The organism is Xanthomonas arboricola pv. juglandis, assembly GCF_905367715.1.
GTDB classification, from domain to species: Bacteria; Pseudomonadota; Gammaproteobacteria; order Xanthomonadales; family Xanthomonadaceae; genus Xanthomonas; species Xanthomonas arboricola.
Genome location: NZ_HG999362.1, coordinates 3,183,654 through 3,205,237, shown reverse-complemented (window position 1 = coordinate 3,205,237; position 21,584 = coordinate 3,183,654). Strand labels below are relative to the sequence as shown.

General features: G+C 67.1%; 18 protein-coding genes. 11 read left to right on the top strand and 7 right to left on the bottom strand.

All coding sequences use genetic code 11. From position 1 onward, the window contains the following. Nucleotides 1–13 precede the first annotated feature (13 nt). The 5 genes from KHN93_RS13990 to KHN93_RS13970 all read left to right on the top strand — a co-directional run bounded on the left by KHN93_RS13990 (nt 14) and on the right by KHN93_RS13970 (nt 7,867). On the top strand, nt 14–832 hold the full coding sequence (locus KHN93_RS13990) for a MipA/OmpV family protein (protein ID WP_308669916.1): 819 nt from the start codon (nt 14–16) through the stop codon (nt 830–832). A 25-nt stretch (nt 833–857) separates the two neighbouring features. Continuing rightward, nucleotides 858–1,961: an efflux RND transporter periplasmic adaptor subunit gene (locus KHN93_RS13985; RefSeq protein WP_211920421.1), complete on the top strand. Its 1,104-nt coding sequence runs from the start codon at nt 858–860 to the stop codon at nt 1,959–1,961. Further along, on the top strand, nt 1,958–5,029 hold the full coding sequence (locus KHN93_RS13980) for an efflux RND transporter permease subunit (RefSeq protein WP_104594423.1): 3,072 nt from the start codon (nt 1,958–1,960) through the stop codon (nt 5,027–5,029). The genes KHN93_RS13985 and KHN93_RS13980 overlap by 4 nt, the downstream gene beginning before the upstream one ends. A 230-nt stretch (nt 5,030–5,259) precedes the next feature. Next, nucleotides 5,260–5,856 carry a plasmid pRiA4b ORF-3 family protein gene (locus KHN93_RS13975; protein ID WP_211920419.1) on the top strand — a complete coding sequence of 199 codons (597 nt, stop codon included), beginning with the start codon at nt 5,260–5,262 and terminating at the stop codon, nt 5,854–5,856. Between the two features lie 178 nt (nt 5,857–6,034). Further along, nucleotides 6,035–7,867 carry an ABC transporter ATP-binding protein gene (locus KHN93_RS13970; RefSeq protein WP_102253798.1) on the top strand — a complete coding sequence of 611 codons (1,833 nt, stop codon included), beginning with the start codon at nt 6,035–6,037 and terminating at the stop codon, nt 7,865–7,867. Between the two features lie 237 nt (nt 7,868–8,104). On the opposite strand, the gene KHN93_RS13965 is transcribed toward KHN93_RS13970, so the two are convergent. Further along, entirely contained in the window at nt 8,105–9,910 is a 1,806-nt protein-coding gene (locus KHN93_RS13965; RefSeq protein WP_211920417.1) for a DUF885 domain-containing protein, read from the bottom strand. 46 nt (nt 9,911–9,956) lie between these two features. On the opposite strand from KHN93_RS13965, the gene KHN93_RS13960 reads away from it, so the two are divergent. Further along, a complete protein-coding gene (locus KHN93_RS13960) occupies nt 9,957–10,364 on the top strand; it encodes a GFA family protein (protein ID WP_244812122.1) in 408 nt (135 codons plus the stop codon). Continuing rightward, complete coding sequence (locus tag KHN93_RS13955; protein ID WP_104559416.1) at nt 10,361–11,164, top strand: DUF4349 domain-containing protein; 804 nt, start codon at nt 10,361–10,363, stop codon at nt 11,162–11,164. Before KHN93_RS13960 ends, KHN93_RS13955 begins: the two co-directional genes overlap by 4 nt. A gap of 212 nt (nt 11,165–11,376) precedes the next feature. Here KHN93_RS13955 and KHN93_RS13950 read toward each other — a convergent pair whose 3' ends face one another. Next, on the bottom strand, nt 11,377–11,670 hold the full coding sequence (locus KHN93_RS13950; protein WP_005994696.1) for a hypothetical protein: 294 nt from the start codon (nt 11,668–11,670) through the stop codon (nt 11,377–11,379). A 461-nt stretch (nt 11,671–12,131) separates the two neighbouring features. Next, nucleotides 12,132–13,124, bottom strand: coding sequence for a LysR substrate-binding domain-containing protein (locus KHN93_RS13945; RefSeq protein WP_047126821.1), 993 nt, complete (start codon nt 13,122–13,124; stop codon nt 12,132–12,134). Nucleotides 13,125–13,294: 170 nt separating this feature from the next. Here KHN93_RS13945 and KHN93_RS13940 point away from each other — a divergent pair, with 170 nt between their 5' ends. Beyond that, on the top strand, nt 13,295–14,182 hold the full coding sequence (locus KHN93_RS13940; protein WP_047126820.1) for a DMT family transporter: 888 nt from the start codon (nt 13,295–13,297) through the stop codon (nt 14,180–14,182). A 52-nt stretch (nt 14,183–14,234) separates the two neighbouring features. Here the strand turns inward: KHN93_RS13940 and KHN93_RS13935 are convergent, their stop codons facing one another. From KHN93_RS13935 to trxA, 4 genes are all read right to left on the bottom strand, one after another. Then, complete coding sequence (locus KHN93_RS13935; protein WP_039523066.1) at nt 14,235–15,140, bottom strand: peptidylprolyl isomerase; 906 nt, start codon at nt 15,138–15,140, stop codon at nt 14,235–14,237. A gap of 151 nt (nt 15,141–15,291) precedes the next feature. Next, entirely contained in the window at nt 15,292–15,534 is a 243-nt protein-coding gene (locus KHN93_RS13930; RefSeq protein ID WP_024939739.1) for a DUF378 domain-containing protein, read from the bottom strand. Nucleotides 15,535–15,705: 171 nt separating this feature from the next. Next, nucleotides 15,706–16,155 carry a DUF4442 domain-containing protein gene (locus KHN93_RS13925; RefSeq protein ID WP_104559737.1) on the bottom strand — a complete coding sequence of 150 codons (450 nt, stop codon included), beginning with the start codon at nt 16,153–16,155 and terminating at the stop codon, nt 15,706–15,708. A 120-nt stretch (nt 16,156–16,275) separates the two neighbouring features. Continuing rightward, nucleotides 16,276–17,133 (bottom strand): thioredoxin, encoded by an 858-nt coding sequence (gene trxA, locus KHN93_RS13920; RefSeq protein ID WP_104559418.1) that lies wholly within the window; start codon nt 17,131–17,133, stop codon nt 16,276–16,278. A 189-nt stretch (nt 17,134–17,322) separates the two neighbouring features. Here trxA and KHN93_RS13915 point away from each other — a divergent pair, with 189 nt between their 5' ends. The 3 genes from KHN93_RS13915 (at nt 17,323) to KHN93_RS13905 (ending at nt 21,516) form a co-directional block, all read left to right on the top strand. Then, complete coding sequence (locus tag KHN93_RS13915; RefSeq protein ID WP_039522279.1) at nt 17,323–17,934, top strand: DUF998 domain-containing protein; 612 nt, start codon at nt 17,323–17,325, stop codon at nt 17,932–17,934. 72 nt (nt 17,935–18,006) lie between these two features. Further along, nucleotides 18,007–20,649, top strand: a complete 2,643-nt coding sequence (gene leuS / locus KHN93_RS13910) for a leucine--tRNA ligase (protein ID WP_104559419.1) — start codon at nt 18,007–18,009, stop codon at nt 20,647–20,649. 225 nt (nt 20,650–20,874) lie between these two features. Then, on the top strand, nt 20,875–21,516 hold the full coding sequence (locus tag KHN93_RS13905) for an LPS-assembly lipoprotein LptE (protein WP_024939734.1): 642 nt from the start codon (nt 20,875–20,877) through the stop codon (nt 21,514–21,516). Nucleotides 21,517–21,584 lie beyond the last annotated feature (68 nt).

Sequence of the window (21,584 nt, the reverse complement as noted above, 5' to 3'; positions counted from 1 at the left end):
CATCCTGTTTTCCATGCAGCTGCCTCGTGACACCACACTGCGTGCCTGGCCGTTCGTTGCCAGCCTGCTGCTGCCATGCCTCGCGCACGCGCAGACCGATCTGACCGGCAGCTCGCGGCTGTTGGGCGACCACACCGATCTCACCGCGGGCGCGGCAGCGGTTGCGGCACCGCGGTATGCCGGCGCCGAGCGCGCGCGCGTGCAGGCCAACCCGGTGTTGGTGGTCCAGCGCGGCATACTGTTCTTCGACACCGCGCGTGGCGCGGGTCTGCAGTTCCAGAGCGATTCCGGCTTCTATCTGTCGCAGTCGCTGTATTACGACCTGGGCCGCCTGCAACGCGACAGCGACTGGCGTCCGGGTTCGCGCGTGCTGGCCGGCATGGGCGATGTACCGGGGTCGGTCACCGCACGCACACTGGTGATGCAGCGGATCACGCCGTACATGAACGTCAACGCGGAAGCTGAATTCGCGCTCAAACAGGACGCACGGCGCAACCGCTATCGCGCCGGCGTGGAGTTCACCCTGCTGCATGGCGCCAGCGACACGGTGACGCTGGATCTGGATGTGCATGCCGGCGATCGTCGCTTCAATCAGGCCTATTTCGGGGTCACCGACGCGCAGGCGGCGCGGACGCGCTGGCAGGCCTTCAGTGCCGGATCCGGCGTGTACGCCGCTGCGGTAGGCAGCAGCTGGACGCATGCGCTGGGCGATCACTGGGCCACCACCGTGAGCGTGACCGGCACCCGCTATGCGGACAACGCCACGGACAGCCCGCTGGTTGCACGCCGCAGTTTTGTCGGCGGCACGGTTGCAGTGACCTACAGCCGCTGAGCGGCACATGGCAGGGGATAGCGTGATGACGGATGTTCTTCGCACCATGGCGTGTTGCGGTCTGTTGCTGGTGCTGGCCGGCTGCAGCCGGCCGGATGCGCCGGCGGCCGAGACCCCGCGGGCGGTCAAGCTGGAGCGCTTCGGGTCCGGCCGCGATGGATGGCTGCAGGTGCCGGCAGTGGCGCGTCAGCAACAACGGGCCGAGTTGGCGTTCGAGAGCGGCGGACGCATCGCCGCCGTGCTGGTGGATGTGGGCGACCGCGTACAGAAAGGGCAGGTGCTGGCACGCCTGGATGCCGAGCCGCTGCAATTGCGCCAGCAGCAGGCCGACGCCAACCTGCGCGCGGCGATGGCGCAGTCCGGCGAGCGGCAGCTGCAACTGCGCCAGCAGCACGCGATGTTCGACGATGGTGCCAGCTCCGCGGCGACGCTGACCGCCGCCCGCGCGGCGGCGGATGCGGCAACCGCGCAACTGCAGGTGGCAAAGGCCGACCTGGCGCTGGCGCGGCGTGTATCGCGTCTTGGCGAGCTGCGCGCACCCTTCGATGGCGCCGTGGTCGCACGCCTGCAGCAACCGCAGGCCGATGTGGGGTCGGGGCAGGGCGTGTTGCAGCTGGAAGGGCAGGCGCATCTGCAATTGCTCGCCAATCTGCCGCCTGTTGCTGCCGCCGGGCTGACGCCTGGGCAGACTGTGCAGGCCACGCTGGCCGACGAGCCTGCGGTGCCGCTGACATTGCGCCTGCGCAGCCTGTCCAGCCGGCTGGATAACGGTGCCACTGCGCTGGCGATTCTGGAGGTGGTGCGCGCGCCGCACGCGATGCGCAGTGGCGACAGTGTGCTGCTGCGGTTGCCCGCGCAGGCTGCGAGCACGCCCAGTGTGCCACTGTCTGCGGTACTGCCCAGGCTCAATCGCCAACGGGCCAGCGTGTTCGTGTATCAGCCGGCACAGCGGATCGTGCGCGAGCGCGCAGTCGAGCTCGGGTCGATCGTCGGCGGCCGCATCCAGGTCCGGCGCGGGCTGCAGGCCGGCGATCAGGTGGTCAGCGCAGGCGTGGGCTTCTTGATCGATGGCCAGCCGGTGGCGCCGTTGCAGATGCAGACGCAGCTGAGCGGAGGGCAGGCGCCATGATGCTGACCCGGATGGCGATGAGGTCGAGCCGGCTGACCTTGTTCGCGGCAGTGATGATCCTGCTCGGCGGCATCGTGGCGTTCGTCGGTTTTCCCTCGCAGGAAGAACCCTCGGTCACCGTGCGCGACACCATTGTGTCGGTGGCGTTTCCGGGCATGCCCAGCGAGCAGGTGGAAACCCTGTTGGCGCGCCCCCTCGAAGAGCGCCTGCGCGAACTGGCCGGCATCAAGCGCATCGTGAGCATGGTGCGGCCAGGCAGCGCGATCGTGCAGCTGACCGCCTACGACGATGTGCAGGATCTGCCGGCGTTGTGGCAGCGCGTGCGGGCCAAGGCCGCCGAGGCGGGTGCGCAACTGCCTGCGGGCACGCAGGGACCGTTGGTCGACGATGACTTCGGACGGGTGTCGGTGGCATCGATCGCAGTCACCGCACCAGGCTATTCGATGAGCGAGATGCGTGGGCCGCTGCGGCGCCTGCGCGAGCAGCTGTATACCCTGCCTGGCGTGGAGCAGGTGGCGTTGTACGGGCTGCAGGACGAGCGCGTGTATGTGGCATTCGATCGCGCGCGGCTGCTGGCGACCGGACTGAGCCCTGCCAGCGTGATGGCGCAGTTGCGCTCGCAGAATGTGGTGGCCTCCGGCGGGCTGGCGACGGTGTCCGGGCTGGCGATGACGGTTGCGACTTCCGGGGAGATACGCTCGCCTGCGCAGTTGCGGAACCTGTTGCTGACCTTGCCGACACCCAATGCCAATGGCGTGCGCCAAGTGGCGTTGGGCGAGCTGGCGCAGGTACAGGTGATGCCTGCCGATCCGCCGGAAAACGCTGCCGTCTACCAGGGCCAGCCGGCGGTGGTGGTGTCGGTCTCGATGAAGCCCGGCAGCAATATCGCCGACTTCGGTAAAACGCTGCGCGCCAAGCTGGACCAGACCGCGCAGGAATTGCCCGCAGGTTTTGCGCAGCACGTGGTCACCTTCCAGGCCGACGTGGTCGAGCGCGAGATGGGCAAGATGCACCACGTCATGGGCGAGACCATCGTCATCGTCATGGCGGTGGTGATGCTCTTCCTGGGCTGGCGCACCGGCCTGATCGTCGGCGCGATCGTGCCGTTGACCATCTTCGCCTCGCTGATCGTCATGCGCGTGCTGAGCGTGGAGCTGCAGACGGTGTCGATCGCGGCGATCATCCTGGCGCTCGGCCTGCTGGTGGACAACGGCATTGTCATTGCCGAAGACATCGAACGCCGCCTGGTTGCCGGAGAACAGCGCCGTCAGGCCTGCATCGACGCCGGCCGCTCACTGGCCACCCCGTTGCTGACCTCATCGTTGGTGATCGTGCTGGCGTTCTCGCCGTTCTTCTTCGGCCAGACCAGCACCAACGAATATCTGCGCTCGCTGGCTACCGTGCTCGGGGTGACCTTGCTGGGCTCGTGGCTGCTCAGCATCACGGTGACGCCGCTGTTGTGCATGTATTTCGCCAAGGCACATGTCGCACACGGCAGCGAACAGGAACCGTCGCGCTTTTATCGTGGCTACCGCCGCCTCATCGAGCGCGTGCTGATGCACAAGGCGCTGTTTATCGCCGGCATGGTGGCGATGCTGGCGGTGGCGGTCGCGGTGCTGGTGTCGATTCCCTACGATTTTCTGCCCAAGTCCGATCGTTTGCAGTTCCAGATGCCGGTGACCTTGCAGGCAGGCAGCGATACGCGTGAAACCCTGCGCACGGTGCGCGCGCTGAGCCGCTGGTTGGCCGATCGGCGCGCCAACCCGGAGGTGGTGGACAGCATCGGCTATGTCGCCGATGGCGGACCGCGCATCGTGCTGGGCCTCAATCCTCCGCTGCCGGCGGCCAACATGGCGTACTTCACCGTGAGCGTGCGCCTGGGCACCGATCTCGATGCGGTGATAGCGCGGGCACGTGCGCATGTCCGCAGCCACTTCCCCACGGTGCGCGCCGAGCCGAAGCGGTTTTCGCTGGGCGCGACCGAAGCCGGCATGGCGGTGTATCGCGTGGTCGGCCCCGACGAGACAGTACTGCGCAGCGCCGCCGCTGCGATTGCAAAGGCGCTGCGCGCGTTGCCGGGCACCGTGGATGTGCAGGACGACTGGCAGGCGCGCATTCCGCGCTACGTGGTGCAGGTGGACCAGCTCAGGGCGCGGCGTGCCGGGGTGAGCAGCGAGGACATTGCGCAGGCGCTACAGGCGCGCTACAGCGGCGTGGATGCCTCGTTGTTGCGCGACGATGGCAGCTCGGTGGCCGTGGTGTGGCGTGGCAGTGCGCAGGAACGCGCCGCCGACGGCACACCTGGCGACACCCTGGTGTACCCGCGAGCCGGCGGTGCGCCGGTGCCGCTGGCGGCGGTCGCCACGGTGCTGCACGACAGCGAGCCGTCGGCGATCCAGCGGCGCAACCTGAGCCGTGCGATCACCGTAACCGCACGCAACCCGCAGTTGACCGCGACCGAGATCGTCGAGCGCCTGTCGGTGCCGATAGCCGCGCTCAAGCTGCCGCCCGGTTATCGGCTGGAGATCGGTGGCGAGCTAGAGGATTCTGCCGAGGCCAACCAGGCCCTGCTCCAATACATGCCGCACGCACTGGGCGCGATCCTGTTGCTGTTCGTGTGGCAGTTCAACTCGTTCCGAAAGCTGCTGATCGTGTTGTCGGCAGTCCCGTTCGTGCTGATCGGTGCGGCACTGGCCCTGGTGATTACCGGCTATCCGTTCGGTTTCATGGCGACCTTCGGCTTGCTGGCGCTGGCCGGCATCATCGTCAACAACGCGGTGCTGCTGCTGGAACGCATCGAAGCCGAGCTTGCCGATGGCCTGCCACGCCGCGAAGCGGTGATCGCCGCGGCGGTCAAGCGCCTGCGCCCGATCGTGATGACCAAGCTCACCTGCATCGTCGGCTTGATTCCGCTGATGCTGTTTGCCGGGCCGCTGTGGACCGGAATGGCCATCACCATGATCGGTGGCCTGGCGCTGGGCACGCTGGTGACGCTGGGCTTGATCCCGATCCTGTATGACCTGTTGTTCGGCCTGCGACTGCCGGCGCGTGCAGCGGGTGTGGCGTAAATCCGGGCGGGCGAGGGCGGCGGCGCAATGATGCTGGCGTGACGGTGGGCGGCATCGTCGATGCGTGATCGCGCGACATGCTGCACATCGCACATCGCACATCGCACATCGCACACCGCACACCGCACACCGCACACCGCACACCGCATGGTGCAGCGCTGACGGGGCGGGCCATGCAGGCGTGGGCCGCTGCCGCCATACTGGCGACTGAGAGACACGACCAAGACCCGATGACCAAGGCCAAGAAGAAAGTTGCACAGCAGGCGGTACCCACGCCTGCGCCGGTATATCAGCTGCATGTTTCGCTGCTGGACAGCGCGCCGTTGATCTGGCGCCGCGTGCTGGTAGCCGGAGCGCTGCGCCTGGCCACGTTGCATCGTGTGTTGCAACCGGTGATGGGCTGGAGCGGTGCGCATCCGTACGAATTCGACCTGGGCGGCGGCCGCTACGGCGAGTCCGGGCTGGATGTGCCGGAGCGGCCACGGCTCAAGCATGCCGCCCGGGTCAGCATCGAAAGCGCGGTGGGCGAGCTGGAGCGGTTCGACTATTTCTACGGTGCCGGCGCGGGTTGGCAGCACCGCGTCCAGGTCGAGGCGATCCTGCCGCCGGATGCGAGCCTGCGCGCGGCCCGTTGCGTGGACGGCGCCAATGCCTGCCCGCCGGAGAGCAGCAAAGGAATCGACAGCTACCAGGCCTTGCTGCGGATCATCGCCGACCCGCAGCATGCGCAACATGTGCAGGAGCTGGCCACCCTGGGCGGGCGCTTCGATCCGGGCCATTTCGATCTGGTCGAGGTCAACCGCCTGCTCGCACGTGTCCGCGAGTGAGCGCGACCGACGCCGCATGACCTGGGCCATCGGAACCGATGCGACGGGACCGGTTGCCTGCCGCGCACAGCGCAGCCTGCCGTGCAGGTGATGCTGCAGCAACCCGACGCCAGCGCCACTGCAGCTTGACGCGCGATCAGCTAGCCTGATCTCCCGGTTTTTCCCGAAAGTGTCTGCGATGTTCCGCTGGTTCGAATCCCTGATCGATGTCTTCCCGCCAATCGAGCGGGAAATGCCGCCGCGCAGCGTGTGGCGGTTCTATCTGCATTATCTGCGGCCTTTGTGGCCGATCCTGCTGGCCACGCTGATCGCCGGTCTGCTGCTGGCCCTGGTGGAAGTGGCGATGTTCGACTTCCTCGGGCGCATCGTCGACATGCTGGCCGAGCGACCGGGAGCGGACTTCTTCCGCCGTCATGCCGGTGAATTGCTCTGGATGGCGGCTATCACGCTGGTGGCACGCCCGCTGTTCACCGGGCTGCACAACCTGCTGGTCAACCAGGCAATCGTGCCGGGCCTGAGCAACCGCTCGCGCTGGCTGATGCACAACTACGTGGTACGGCAGAGCCTGGGCTTCTTCAACAACGATTTCGCCGGCCGGATCGCCAACCGGGTGATGCAGACCGGGACCTCGCTGCGCGAATCGGCGGTGCAGATGGTCGATGCGCTCTGGTACATCGTGGTCTATACCGGCAGCGCGCTGTGGCTGTTTGCGCAGGCCGACCCCTGGCTGATGCTGCCGCTGCTGATCTGGCTGGTGGTGTATGTCGCGCTGATGGCGTTCTTCGTGCCGCGCATGAAGGCACGCGCGTGGATCGCATCGGATGCACGCTCCAAGGCCACCGGGCGCATCGTCGACGGTTACACCAATATCTCCACGCTCAAGCTGTTCGCCCATGCCGGCCGCGAACAGGCCTATGTGCGCGATGCGATCGACGAGCTGGCGGTGAAGCATCGCGGGCAGACGCGCGTGACCACCACGATGGATACCGCTATTGCGGTGGCCAACGGCTTCCTGATCGTGGGCACCTGCGGGCTGGCGTTGTGGCTGTGGAGCCGCGGCCAGATCAGCGTGGGCGCGATCACGCTGGCCACCGGCCTGGTGATCCGCATCCACAACATGTCCGGCTGGATCATGTGGACGGTCAACGGCATCTTCGAAGACATCGGCAGCGTGCAGGACGGCATGCAGACCATCTCGCAGCCGGTGCTGGTGCAGGACGCGCCCGACGCCGTGCCGCTGCAGGTGACACACGGCCAGGTGCAGTTCGAGCACATCCATTTCCATTACGGCAAGCGCGGCGGGGTGATCGCCGGGCTGGACCTGCAGGTGCGCGCCGGCGAGAAGATCGGCCTGGTCGGGCCGTCGGGCGCGGGCAAGTCGACCCTGGTCAACGTGCTGCTGCGGCTGTACGACCTGGAGCAGGGGCGCATCCTCATCGACGGGCAGGACATTGCCCAGGTCACCCAGGAAAGCCTGCGCGGGCAGATCGGCCTGGTCACCCAGGACACCTCGCTCCTGCATCGTTCGATCCGCGACAACCTGCTGTATGGCAGGCCGCAGGCCAGCGACGCGCAGATGCTGGAAGCGGTGCGCAAGGCACGCGCGGAAGGTTTCATCGACACGCTGGTCGATGGCGAAGGCCGGCGCGGATTCGATGCCTATGTGGGCGAACGCGGGGTCAAGCTGTCGGGCGGTCAACGGCAGCGCATCGCGATTGCGCGCGTGCTGCTGAAGGATGCGCCGATCCTGATCCTGGACGAGGCCACCTCGGCGCTGGACTCGGAAGTGGAAGCGGCGATCCAGGACAGCCTGGACGCGTTGATGGGCAACAAGACCGTCATCGCGATTGCGCACCGTCTTTCCACCATCGCGCGCATGGACCGGCTGGTGGTGATGGATGCCGGACGCATCGTCGAGACCGGCACGCATGCGCAACTGATCGCGCAGGGCGGCCTGTATGCACGCCTGTGGGCGCGGCAGACCGGCGGGTTTGTTGCGGCGGATGGGTGAGAGGGCTTTAGTGGGTTGCACAAACGTGCAACCACCGCAGCAACAAGCCCCTCTCCTGCCGTGTCTTGGAGCGCCCGCGCCGCAAGCGCGGGCCGGGGCTTGGGGTGAGGGTACGGGGCGAAGCCACTCGCTGATTTCGGCCACACCAGGCTTCGCCCGTACCCTCATCCGCCCCTTTGGGGCACCTTCTCCCGAGGGGAGAAGGTTCACTTGTTCTCCCCTCGGGAGAAGGATCAATCACTCGATCGGCTGGTCCAGCATCAACTCGCGTGCAAAGCGCACCGGCGGGGCGCCGTAGGACAGCATCTGGTCGTGGTACGCCTTCAGGTTGAAGTCCTTGCCCAGCTTGTCCTGCACCGCCTTGCGCGTGTCCAGATGTTCCTGCACGCCGACGAAGTAGGTCGGCAGCTGCGCGGACGACAGCTGCGCTCGCACCCACTTGCCCGCCGCTTCGCTTTCCTGCTGGAAGGTGTCGTGGGTCATCAGGTGCATCGCCTTGTCGCGTTCCCAGCCATCCACATGCACGCCTTGATCGAGGATGGCGTTGGCAATGGTGCGCAGGTAGAACTTGAGCTGCACCAGGTGGAACAGCGGGTCGTTATCCAGATAGCCCTGTTCCTGCATCATGCGTTCGGTGTACACCGCCCAGCCTTCGGCGAACATGCCCGAGCGCAGCACCGCGCGCAGCGTGGAGGGGAACTTGGCCGAATGCCAGCCTTCCAGGTAATGGCCCGGGGTGCCTTCGTGGATGCTGAGCAGGTGGATCATGCGGCTGTTGTATTCGCGCAGGAACGAATCGACCTGCTGGTCGTTCCAGTCGTCGGGAATCGGCGAGACCGCATAGAAGGTCTTGAGGTTCTTGTCGAGCGGGCCGGGCGAATCGCAGTACGCCACCGCCACGCCGCGCTGGAATTCCGGCATCAGGATGATGTCCACCGGCGAATCGGGCAGCGTCATCAGATCCTTCTGGCGTACGAACTCGGTGGACTGCGTCAGGGCGGCCTTGGCGTCGTCGACCACCTTGTCGCGTGCCGGCTTGTCGGCATAGGCCAGTTCCAGCGCCGCCTCGATCGCGGCCTGCTGCTGGTCGTCGTTGGGCGTCTCGGGCAGTTTGGGTGCACCGGGCTTGTCCTTGAGCACCGTGCGGGCAATGCCGTACATCTCGCTGCGGACGCGCTTGAGCTCGGACTCGGCGCGCTGCTTGATCTCGGCGCGCGACAACGACGACAGCAGCGCGAATTTCAGCTTCTGGTCGTAGATCTGCGCACCGACGCGGAAGTCGCCCTTGGCATTGGGCACCAGCACGGTATCCAGCCAGGTCTGCTGCTCGGCCACGGCCTTGCGCAGATCGTCGATGGCGGCTTGCGCGCGGGCCGCTTCGATCGGGCCGAGCTGGCCGATATTGGGCGCGATGAAGGTGTCGACGATGCTGAGGATGCCCTTGTTCTGCTTGGCCACCGTTTCGGCATGGATCTTCGGCACGCGGGCCGGGTCCAGGTTTTCGCGCGCCTGCGCAAAGATGCCGGGAATCTTCTCCATGCGCTGCGTGGCGGAGCTCAGGCGTTCGGACAGCGGCGCGAAGTCGCGCGCCATCAGGCCATACAGCGCGCTGCCGGCCAGGCCGTTGTAGACCTGCGGGTCCCAGGCCCAGCTCTGCAGCACCTCGGTGTTCCAGATTTCCGATTGCAGCTGGTTGCGCAAAATGGCCGCATCGACCTGGTTCTCGCGCGACAGCTTGGCCACCTCGATGGCATCCAGCTCACTCAATAGCTTCTTGCCGGCCTCCAGGCTGCGCTGGCGGCCGGCGGTGCTGAGATCGTCGATCTGCGTGTCGAAGCGGTGATCGCCGGTCTGGGTGGCGGTGACCGGCGACAGCTGCATCCAGGTGTCGAGCGCGCGCTTGGACAGCGCCGCAAAGCGCGCATCCGGCGTCTGCGCAGCCTGCGTCGCGGCATCGGGGGTGCCGGCGCGCGGCGATTCGGGCTGCTGCTGGCAGGCGCTGAGGCCGGCGAGCAGGGCGAGGACAAGCAGACGTTGACGCATGGTGGATTCCGATGGAAGCAATCCGCCAGCATAGGCATGTGCGCGCTTGTCCGCATCCGCCATTGGTTTAGAGTGGCCGCTTTCAAGGAGGATCACCATGCACGACGCCGACAGCTGTCATTGCGGACGCATCGCGTTCGACCCGCACACCGATGCGCCTATCACCGAGGCGTACGAGCGTAATTGTGCGTCATACCGTCGCCGTGGCGGCATGCTGCGGCCCGGCATGCGCGCGCCATTGCACCTGCAGGCGGCGCCCGATATGCCGGGAGTCCATCGCTTCAACCGGCAGCATGCCGATTACCAGCACTGCCCGCGGCGCGGCAGTGCGCCTTTCAGTACGGGCGTGCGTTGCAGGACTGGCGAGGCCAGTGTGGCGGTCAAGCTGCGCGGTGTGTCCGCGCCGGGTCTGGCCGCGCAGAGCATGCACGCGGCCGATGGAGTCAGCCGATGAGGCGCCGGATGCAGTGGTACGCGGTCGGCTTGCTGCTGGGCTGGGCGCTGAGCGGGTGTGCCAGGCCGTCTGGTGAGATGGCGGCAGACGGCAGCGCGCCGGCGCCGGCACCGCCCGCCGCGCAAGGCAATGCGCTGGCGTATGAGCACGATGTACGCATCGAGCTGCCGGCCGATCAGATCGATCAACGCATCGCCGCGGTACGCACCGCCTGCCAGTCGGCGCAGTTCGGCGACTGCGCGCTGCTGGCGGTGGAACAAACCGGTGGGCGCGACCCCAGCGGCAGCGTCAGCGTGCGGTTAGCTCCGGACGGCATCGAGCCGATGGTGCAACTGGCCGGCCAGCATGGCGATGTCGCCGCGCGCAGCACGCGTGCCGAGGATCTGGCGCAGCAGATCGCCGATACCGGGCTGGCACAGGCGCGCCTGCAAAAGGAACATGCGCGCCTGCTCGAACTGCAGCAACGCCGCGACCTGGCCGTGACCGATCTGCTGGCCCTGTCCAAGCGGCTTGCCGAGATCGAGGCCGAAGCGCAGCAGACCCAGCAGAACGCCGCCCAGCAGCAACGGCGCGTGCGCACGCAGTTGCTGACGCTCAATTTCCGCGGCACCGGAGGCGAGCAGGGCAGGGGCGAGATTGCCGAGGCGGCAGCCGAGTTCGGCCAGGTCTTCGCATCCAGCGTGGCCTTCGTGATCCGCGCAGTGGCAGCGTTGCTGCCGGTGCTGGTGCTGGGGTTGCTCGTCGGCTGGCTGCTGCTGCAGGCATGGCGCTGGCGTGCGCGGCGGCGCCGGATGTCCTGATCCACTGCGTAGCTGGTCGGCGATGCCGCATTAGCTGCGCATGTTGTAGAAAGGGCGCTTATGTCAGGCAGTTACTCGACGCGTTGCGTGGTAGCACGTCGATCCCGCTTGCGCTGTTTGCACGCGATCCGCGATCGCGGTACAGCGCGTGGTGTGCAACATCTCCAGACACCGACTGCGCGCAAGCGCAGCGCAGTCGGTACGGAGCGGGCTCAGCCTTCGTCGAATTCGTACTCGACAAACACATCCAGCTGCAGGGCCAGTTCCTGCACAGCGTCGCGCACCTTCTGCGCAGTGGCATCGTTGCCGGCTTCCACTTCGAACTCGTGGCTGCCCGGACCTTCATCGTCGGACAGGCCGGCCGAGCTGGAATCGTCGTCGTCCAGGTGTGGCATCAGGTCGTCGACTTCTTCCACGTGCTCGATGCCTTCGATGCTCTGCAGCAGGTTGGCGATGGCACGCGCGTCGTCGTCGGTGCCGGTGATACGCATGCGAAGGGTAGGCATGGGTGTGTCCTGGGGATTGGGGAGCTAAAGCCTAGGCACCGACAGGACAAAACGAGGTGATGGTGCGCGTTGCCTGCTCCATCGAGTAGGTAAGCCGTCGAGCGCTCTTGCCGCCCGCGATAGGCCCCTTTCCGGTGGGGTGACTAAAGCAACGCTTGTGCGCCACTGACGCGCGCGTCTTCAAATCCCCCGGCGCAAGTAAAAAGCCCCTCTCCTGCGGGAGAGGGGTTGCGGTGAGGGTACGAGGCGAAGCCACACTTGCCCTCAAACTCCGCCAAGCTTCGCTAGTACCCTCATCCGCCGCATCGGGGCGCTTCTCCCGGAAGCAACAACAACAGCCGCTCCAGGCTTCGCTGCTACCTCTTCGTACACCTTCTCTCCGTGAAGGAGGACGATGTCCCGGAGGCAGAGATGCAGAGGTAATGCTCGCGCAGGGGGGTAAGGACGATTGCTGCGCAACCTCATTCCGTTGCCGACGTTTTGCGTGATCGTCGATGCGCGCGCGGCGTACTCGACGTCTCGCTTGCCGGCAACGCCACCAGCTCCGCCGGCAGTGCCGGCATCGGGGTGCGCTCGTCCAGCGCCTCGCGCTTGAGCCAATCGATAAACGCCATTGCCGCAGGGCCGGGGACGCGGTGGCTGGGGTGCACGATGTAGTAGGCGTAGCGTGCCTTGAGGGTGGGGCCGGGCAGGCGTACCAGCTCGTAACGCTGCAGATACGGTTGGGCGATGTGCTTGCGCGCCAGGACCGCGCCCAGGCCATAGACGGCCGCGCGCATCGCGTCGGTGCTGTCGTTGAAGGTGTGCATCGGCGGCAGCGTGGTGCCGCGCACCTGGGCGGCACGGAACCAGTCGCGCCAGCCCTGCGGCGACATGTCGGTGAGCAGCGGCAATTGCGCGATCTGCGCCGGCGTGCGTAGCGCAGCGACCTCCGGCAGTGACGGTGAGGCCACCGGAAACAGTTCGTCGTCCATCAGATGATGCGAGGTCAATCCGGGCCAGGCGCCCTGGCCATAGCGGATGCCGAGATCCGGGCCGCCTTCTTCGAAGCGCGAAAACGCCGCGTCCGATTGCAGATCCATGCGGATATGCGGATGCGCGCGACAGAAGCGCGGCAGCCGCGGCAACAGCCAGCAGTACGACAGCGAGCGCAAGGTGGTCACGCGCAGCGGGATGGCATCTTCGCGCGGATGCAGGTTGCCGGCCACCGAAGCGATCTCGGCCAACGCAGCGGTAGCGGCGTCAGCCAGCTGGCGGCCCTCGGCGGTGAGCTTGACCCCGCGCGGCAAGCGCTGGAACAGGGTCACGCCAAGCAGCGCTTCGAGCTTGCGCACATGGTGGCTGACCGCACTGGCGGTCAGATGCAGTTCTTCGGCGGCATGCGCGAAGTTCTGGTGGCGCGCGGCGGCGGCGAACACGCCCAGCGCGGGCAGCAGGGTGGGGCGCAGGTTCATCGAGGCATGAGTGAGATTTGTGGCTCGCCTCGATACTACGCGCTTGTCGCGCCTGCGGTTGCAACCGATGCTGCAGTACCCCATCGCGATGATCGTGCCATGTCCGTCTGCCTGCCTCATGTTGTCTCTTGCGGTTTCAGCACATCACGGCAGCGTGCGCAGGTGCGGCCATGAGCGCGCAACCGGCGACGCAACCGGCGGTTGCGGCACGCGAATGGCGCACCCCGCTGGAGCTGGGGTTTCTCGGCATTGTCTGGGGCTGCTCGTTCCTGTTCATGCGTGTGGCCGCACCCAGGTTCGGCACCGTGGCGCTGGTGGAAATCCGCCTGGCGCTCGGTGCGTTGGTGCTGTTGCCGTTCCTGTGGCTGGCGCGCGAGCGCTTCCCGCTGCGTCGCTGGCCGATGCTGGCGGCGATCGGCGTGCTCAACTCCGCGTTGCCGTTCCTGCTGTTCGCCTGGGGCGCGCAACATGCGCCGGCCGCGGTCGGTGCGATCTGCAATGCGATGACGGTGCTGTTCACCGCATTGATCGCCTTCCTGTTCTTCGGCGAGAAGATCGGCACGCGTCGCGCGCTGGCCTTGCTGATCGGTTTCATCGGCGTGCTGGTGCTGGCCACCGGCAAGTCGGCCGGGTTGAGCGTGGGGCCGGCGGCACTGGCGGGCGCCACCGCGTCGCTGCTGTACGGCATCGGCTACAACCTGGTGAAGCGCCACATGGGCGATTTGCCGCCGGCCGCATCGGCGGCGTCCACGTTGGGTTGCAGCGCGTTGTTGCTGGCACCGCTGGCCTGGTTGCAGTGGCCAACCACGCCGGTGCCGGCTGTGGCGTGGGCCTGCGCCACCGCGCTGGGCGTGGTGTGCACCGGGTTGGCGTTCCTGATGTATTACCGCCTAATCCAGCGCATCGGCCCGGCGCGCGCCTCCACGGTGACCTATCTGGTGCCGGTGTTCGGCGCACTGCTGGCATGGTCACTGCTGGGCGAGCCGCTGACCTGGACCATGCTGGTGGCCGCGGTGCTGATCCTGGGCAGCGTCGCCTTCAGCCAGCGTGCCCGCTAAGCACGCGCACCCGCTTTTACGAATCCCCAATCCCCCACCTCCCAATCCCGAACTAGCCAGCCGGCGGCGTCCGCACCGGCAACGGCACATTGCACAGATCGATATGCCCGGCCGGGCGCTTGTAGAAATCGTCCTTGCGATTGCGGCGCGCTTCTGCCACATCGCGGAAGGTCTGGCTGTCGGTGCGCAGTAACTGCAGTGGCGTGCGTTCGGGCATGGGCACCTCGCTGGCCAGGCGAATGGCGCGAATCGGCGAGCGCTGCGCGGGGTCTTCGTAGAAACCCATCGGGTCCGGGCCGCGCGGGATCACGCTGAGCAACTCCATGCCCTTGACCACGCGGCCGACCACGGTGATGTTGCGGTCCAGCTGGCGCGGCGATTGCCCGGTGACCACATACAACTCGGCGCCGATGCTGCTGTCTTCGTCGTTGTTGCGGCCGGCGCCCAGGGTGCCGTAGCAATGCGCCAGCCAGGTCTTGCCGCTGGCGCTGTCGCGCCCGACCGGGAAGCCGTCGACAAAGCCCACCTGCGCCGCCCAGCCATCGCTGTCGGGCAGGCGCTGGAAATCCAGGCCCTGCGACGGGCGTTCGAATTCGGCCGGCAGGTGCGTCTTCGCCGAGCCCAGCGACTTGGCCTTGGCCGGCGTCTCGCCATCCGGATCGCCGAACTGCACCACGAAGTTGTCCTGCGAACGGTAGATGCTGAGCCCGTCCCAGAAGCGCTCGTGCGCCAGGGTGCGGATGTTGCCCACGTGCGCGGGCGCAAACTGCGGCGCCAGCTCGATGATCACCCGTCCGCCATCCAGCTCCAGGTACAGCGTGCGCTCGGGGTCGAGCACGCGCCACGCGCTGGCCGGCGAGGCATCCAGGATCTGCTGCGGGCTGCGATAGGCCGCGTTGGCGGCAGCGGGTAACACCAGGGCAAGCAGGCAGGCGGAAGCAACAGTGCGCAGAAGCATGAAGGCAGCCAGCGGGAGGGATGCCCGATTCTTGCCGACCGCGCGCCCGGACGCAAAGCGTCTGGACGCAAAGTGCATGTACGCATAGCACGACGCCGGCGGAATGCGCCGGCGTCGTGCTGTCACGCGCATGCCTGCTGCAGCTGTGCGCTTACGGGTTGTTGCGCACGTGCGGGCTAGTGTGGTGAACGTTGGCGCCATGGTCGTTGCGGAACAGCGGGACCAGCTGCCACAACGCAGAGATGCCGACCAGCGTGTAGACCACACGCGACAGCAGGGCATCCTGGCCGCCGAACAGCGTGGCGACCAGATCGAACTGGAACAGGCCGACCAGGCCCCAGTTCAAGCCGCCGACGATAAGAAGCACCAGGGTGATGACGTTGAGCGTTTTCATGAAGACAGACCGTGTGGGTTGGGAGACCCCAGAGTCCGCATGCCGCGCGCAACACCTCGTGAGCGTACGCGAGGGCATGACGGGCTTGCGCACGCCACGATCACGTCCAGCCGACGCGCGTGAAACCCATGCAGCGTGTTGAACATCCGGCAGCACGCCGAACGCCCAGTGTCAGCGTGCCGGTTTGCGCCTGACGTACAACTGCTTGCGCACCCGTGCCACCACCTCGCCCTGGCGGTTGTGCACCACGTTTTCGAACCAGCGCAGATGTTTTTCGCCACTGGCGGTGGCGGCGCGCAACTCGGCCAGCACGCTGTCGTCGATGACGAACTCCGCGCTCACCGTGCCGCGCCCGGGTTTGACGAACTCGATGCTGCCGGCCTTGTCCCACACGTAGTAGTCGCGCCCCAGGTTCTGCATGGTCAGCAGCATCCAGAACGGGTCGGTCATCGCGAACAGGCTGCCGCCGAAATGGGTGCCAACGTAATTGCGATTCCACGGCCGCTGGCGCAGTTCCACGCGTGCGTAGCGGTAGTCGGCTGACAACGCGGTGACATGGATCCCGGCGAACAGGTACGGCGGCCACAGGTTGATACCGAGCTTGAACAGTGAAGCACGCATGCGGCCAGGGTCCATGGCGGGGCGGGCCCGTAGCATACCATTCGCATGCGTATGGAAGCTGTGGCGGTGACGGCAGCGCCCGGCCGGCTTGCAGACCGGGCGCCGTGGTGCCGGCGGTGCTTAGAACACCAGCGACGACATCTTGCGGCGGTAGCGGCCGACCAGGTCTTCGTCCTCGATCACCCGGAACGCATCGATCAGGCTACGCCGCGGCAGGTTGTCGTCGAAGGCGCGGTCCTGCCGCAGCATTTCCAGGAACTGCTCCAGCGCGGCCTCGTCGTGGCCGTCGAGCAGGTGGCGCACGCCAAGCAGATGGCGCGCGCGCAGGTCGGCGCCGTTGGCGGCAACGGCGGCCTGCAGTGCGTCGGCGTCCGGCGCGTCCTTGAGCACATTGGCAAAGCTCAGCCGGGCCTTGGCGCGCACCGCACGGTCGTCGGTGGCCAGGTTGGCGGGCAGGGCGTCGATCAACTGCTCGGCCTCGGCGGTGTCGCCGGTCTTGAGCAGCGCCAGCGCCAGGTCCAGCTTGAGTTCGTCCTTGTCCGGCTCGGCGGCGATCGCCTCACGCAGCGCGGCGATCTGATCCTGCGGATCGAGCGGGGCCGGCGGCAGTGCTTCGGCGACCTGCGGCTCGGCCGGCAGCACGCCGTGCTGGGTCAGGAATTCGCGCACCTGGCCTTCCGGCATCGCGCCCGGGAAGCCGTCGACCAGCTCGCCGCCCTTGACCAGGAACACCGTCGGCACCGAGCGGATCTGGAACGCGGCGGCGATCTGCTGCTCCTTGTCCACATCGACCTTGGCCAGCTCGAAGGCACCGTTGTAGTCATCGGCGAGCTTTTCCAGGATCGGCGTCAACGACTTGCAGGGGCCGCACCAGGTGGCCCAGAAGTCCACCAGCACCGGTGTCGTCAACGATTTCTGCAGGACCTCGGCCTCGAAGGTGTCGGTGGTGGCATCGAATACGTGCGGCTTGTCGGACATGGGCTTCCAGAAGTGATTGCGGCAACAGTGGGAGGTAATGGTGGCAAACCGGGCCGACACAAGGCTGGCCGGCCCGGGCGCATGGCGCGTGGCCGGCCGTCACGCCGGCAGGGGTTCACGCCACGCGCGCCCGGCACGACAATGTCGCGTCCTGGTGGCGCAGCCTGCGCCCCGCGTTGGAGCAAGGCAATGACACGCATCGATGGCACCCAGCGCTACCTGGGCCTGGTCGCCGCAACCGTATTCGTGCTGGCGGTGGCCGGCTTCGGCGTGGCACTGCCCGGTTACCTGCAGGCCAGTCACCCGGTGGCATTGCTCGGTGCCAACGGGGTGCCGCATGCGCTGGGCTTCAACCTGCTGGCGTTCGTGCTGGTCGGTGCGCTCGGCATGGCCACCGGAGTCAGCCTGCTGGCGCGCATGCCGGCCAGGTCCAGCTGGAGCCTGCGCGTGGGCGGGCAGTTGATCGTGCTGGCCGGGCTGGCCTTTCTCGGCATGGGCGCCTTGCCCCTGGATCCCACCGATCTGGACGGGCGCGCCAGCCAGGCCCATGCCACCGCCTGGCTGTTGTGGGCGGTGGCGTTCGTGCCGGGCATGTTGCTGCTTGCTGCGGCGCTGCTCAACCAGCCCGGCACCCGCGCACTGGCATGGCTGAGCCTGGGCGCGGGGCTGCTGGTGGCGGTGCTGGCGTTCGGCCCGCCGGGCCTGCTGCGGCAGGCGATCGCCCAGCGCCTGGCGTTCCTGGCCTGGGTCGGCTGGCTCGCCGTGGCAGCCTGGCGCTGGCCGGCCAGACCCGCCACCTGAGGCAAGCGTTTGGAGCACCTGCTGCACTGCGGTACCCTGTGCCGCTTTGCACCGCCCGAGCATCCGCTCCCAATGTCCACCGTCGAACCGAACGCCTACGACCCGCAGCAGGTCGAAACCTCCGCCCAGCAGTTCTGGGATGCCACCCACGCCTTCCAGGTCGACGAAACTTCGGACAAGCCGAAGTTCTATTGCCTGTCGATGCTGCCGTACCCGTCCGGTGCGCTGCACATGGGCCATGTGCGCAACTACACCATCTCCGATGTGGTCAGCCGCTACAAGCGCATGACCGGCCACAACGTGATGCAGCCGATGGGCTGGGACGCGTTCGGATTGCCTGCGGAAAACGCGGCGATCAAGAACAAGACCGCACCGGCCAAGTGGACCTACGCCAACATCGACCACATGCGCGGCCAGCTCAAATCGCTGGGCTATGCGATCGATTGGTCGCGCGAGTTCGCCACCTGCACGGCCGAGTACTACGTGCACGAGCAGCGCATGTTCACCCGGCTGATGCGCAAGGGCCTGGCCTATCGCCGCAACGCAGTGGTGAACTGGGACCCGATCGATCAGACCGTGCTGGCCAACGAGCAGGTCATCGACGGCCGCGGCTGGCGCTCCGGCGCGCTGGTGGAAAAACGCGAGATCCCGCAGTGGTTCCTGCGCATCACCGACTACGCGCAGGAACTGCTCGACGGCCTGGACCAGCTGGACGGCTGGCCGGATTCGGTCAAGACCATGCAGCGCAACTGGATCGGCCGCTCGGAAGGGCTGGAGATCCAGTTCGACGTGCGCGACACCGATGGCGCTGCACTGGACCCGCTGCGCGTGTTCACCACCCGCCCAGACACGCTGATGGGCGTGACCTTCGTGTCGATCGCCGCCGAGCATCCGCTGGCGTTGCATGCGGCCAAATCCAATCCGGAGCTGGCCGCGCTGCTGGAAACGCTCAAGCACGGCGGCGTCTCCGAAGCCGAGCTGGAAACCCAGGAAAAACGCGGCATGGCCACCGGCCTGACCGCGGTGCATCCGATCAGCGGCGAGCAGGTGCCGGTGTGGGTGGCCAACTTCGTGCTGATGGGCTACGGCACCGGCGCGGTGATGGCGGTGCCCGGCCACGACCAGCGTGATTTCGAGTTCGCCAACAAGTACAAGCTGCCGATCGTGCAGGTGGTCAAGCTGCGCGAGCCGCGCAACGACGACGAGCAGCGCTGGGACGCCAGCCAGTGGCGCGACTGGTACACCGACAAGAGCCGCCCGCTGGAGCTGATCAATTCGGCCGAGTTCGACGGCCTGGATTTCGGCGGCGCCTTCGAGGCACTGGCCGAGCGTTTCGAGCGCAAGGGCCAGGGCCAGCGCCGGGTCAATTACCGCCTGCGCGACTGGGGCGTGAGCCGCCAGCGCTATTGGGGCTGCCCGATCCCGGTGATCTATTGCGCCAAGTGCGGCGCGGTGCCGGTGCCGGAAGACCAGTTGCCGGTGGTGCTGCCCGAGAACGTGGAATTTGCCGGTACCGGTTCGCCGATCAAGACCGACCCGACCTGGCGCCAGACCACCTGCCCGGACTGCGGCGGCCCGGCTGAGCGCGAGACCGACACCTTCGACACCTTCATGGAGTCGAGCTGGTACGTGGCGCGCTACACCAGCCCCAACGCACGCGACATGGTCGACCGCCGCGCCAACTACTGGATGCCGGCCGACCTGTACGTGGGCGGCATCGAGCACGCGATCCTGCACCTGATGTACTTCCGCTTCTATCACAAGCTCATGCGCGACGCGCGGCTGGTGGACAGCGACGAGCCGGTGACCAACCTGCTCACCCAGGGCATGGTCATCGCCGACACCTTCTATCGCGATGCCGATAACGGCGGCAAGGACTGGATCAATCCGGCCGACGTGGAGATCCAGCGCGACGAGCGCGGCCGCGTCACCGGCGCGGTGCTGATCGCCGACGGCCAGCCGGTGCACATCGGCGGCACCGAGAAGATGTCCAAGTCCAAGAACAACGGCGTGGACCCGCAGTCGATGGTGGCCAAGTACGGCGCCGACACGGTGCGGCTGTTCTCGATGTTCGCCGCCCCGCCGGAGCAGTCGCTGGAGTGGAACGAGGCCGGCGTCGATGGCATGGCGCGCTTCATGCGCCGGCTGTGGGTGCAGGTGCACAAGCATGTGGGCGAGGGCGCTGCCGCCGCACTGGACGCCGCCGCACTGAGCGCCGAGCAGAAGGCGATCCGCCGCAAGACCCACGAAACCATCGGCAAGGTCAGCGACGACTATGGCCGCCGCCACAGCTTCAACACCGCGATCGCCGCGGTGATGGAACTGTCCAACGCGTTGGCCAAGTTCGACGACGCCAGTGCGCAGGGCCGTGCGGTGCGCCAGGAAGCCCTGGAAGCGATGGTGCTGCTGCTCAACCCGATCACCCCGCACGCCAGCCACACCCTGTGGCAGGTGCTGGGCCACGGCGAGACGCTGCTGGAAGATGTCGCGTTTCCGCAGGTCGATGCCGCCGCGTTGGTGCGCGACGCGCTGACCCTGGCGGTGCAGGTCAACGGCAAGTTGCGCGGCACCATCGAGGTGGCCGCCGATGTCGGACGCGAGCAGATCGAAGCGCTGGCCCAGGCCGAGCCGAACGCGGCCAAGTTCCTGGAAGGGCTGAGCGTGCGCAAGATCATCATCGTGCCCGGCAAGATCGTGAATATCGTGGCGGGCTGATCGTTGCCGATCGCCGGTCCGGGCAGTGTCGCGGACCGGTGTGGCGACGCGCAGTTGAGATTGCCGCAGTGGCGTGTGGTCATTCATTTCACTGGCGCGTGACGACGCGTTTTGTCATTCCCGGGCGCCGCGTTTTTCGCGGCGCCCTCTCAAGCCCCGTTCACGCGGTGTCGGGCAGGCTAGCCGCCTGTTGCCGCCGCCGGGGCGCTCATCCAGACTGTGCCCATGATTCGATTTCCTACTGCCTTCGCTGCGTCCCTCGTGCTGGTCTCGAGCCTCACCGCCTGCGGCTTCCATCTGCGCAACTCGCTGGCGCTGCCGCCGGACACGCCCGCGGTGAAGGTGCAGTCCGCGGTGCAGTACAGCGAGCTGGCCAAGTTGCTGCGGCGTGGCCTCAAGGCCGCCGGCGCCACCCTGGCCGATGAAGATGCCAAGACTGGCTTTGCGCAGGTGCAGGTGTTGTCCGAGCGTTGGGGCGATCTGCCGATCGCCATCGACAGCCAGGGCCGCGCGCAGGAATACAGCCTGCGCTATGCGGCCATCTTCACCGTCACCACCGCCAACGGCTCGGTGCTGGTGCCGCAGCAGGTGATCGAGCTGTCACGCGACTACGTGTCGCCACCGGTGGATGCCACCGGCACCGCGACCGAGCGCGAGATCCTCGCCAACGAATTGCGCAAGGACATGTCGGCCTCGATCCTGCGTCGCATCGACAGCGTCGTGCGCGCGCGTGTGGAGCGCGGCGAGACGCTGGAAAGCACGCCCAGCGCGCCGCTGCAGCCGGCCACCACACCGCCGGTGCAGCCGTCCACGCCGGAATCGAGCGTGCCGGCTTCGCTGCCGCCCGCGTCTTCGTCGAATAACTGAGCAGCTGGTGATCATCCCGTCCGCGCATCTGCCGGGCAACCGCGCACGGTGTGCGGAGTTGGCTTGCG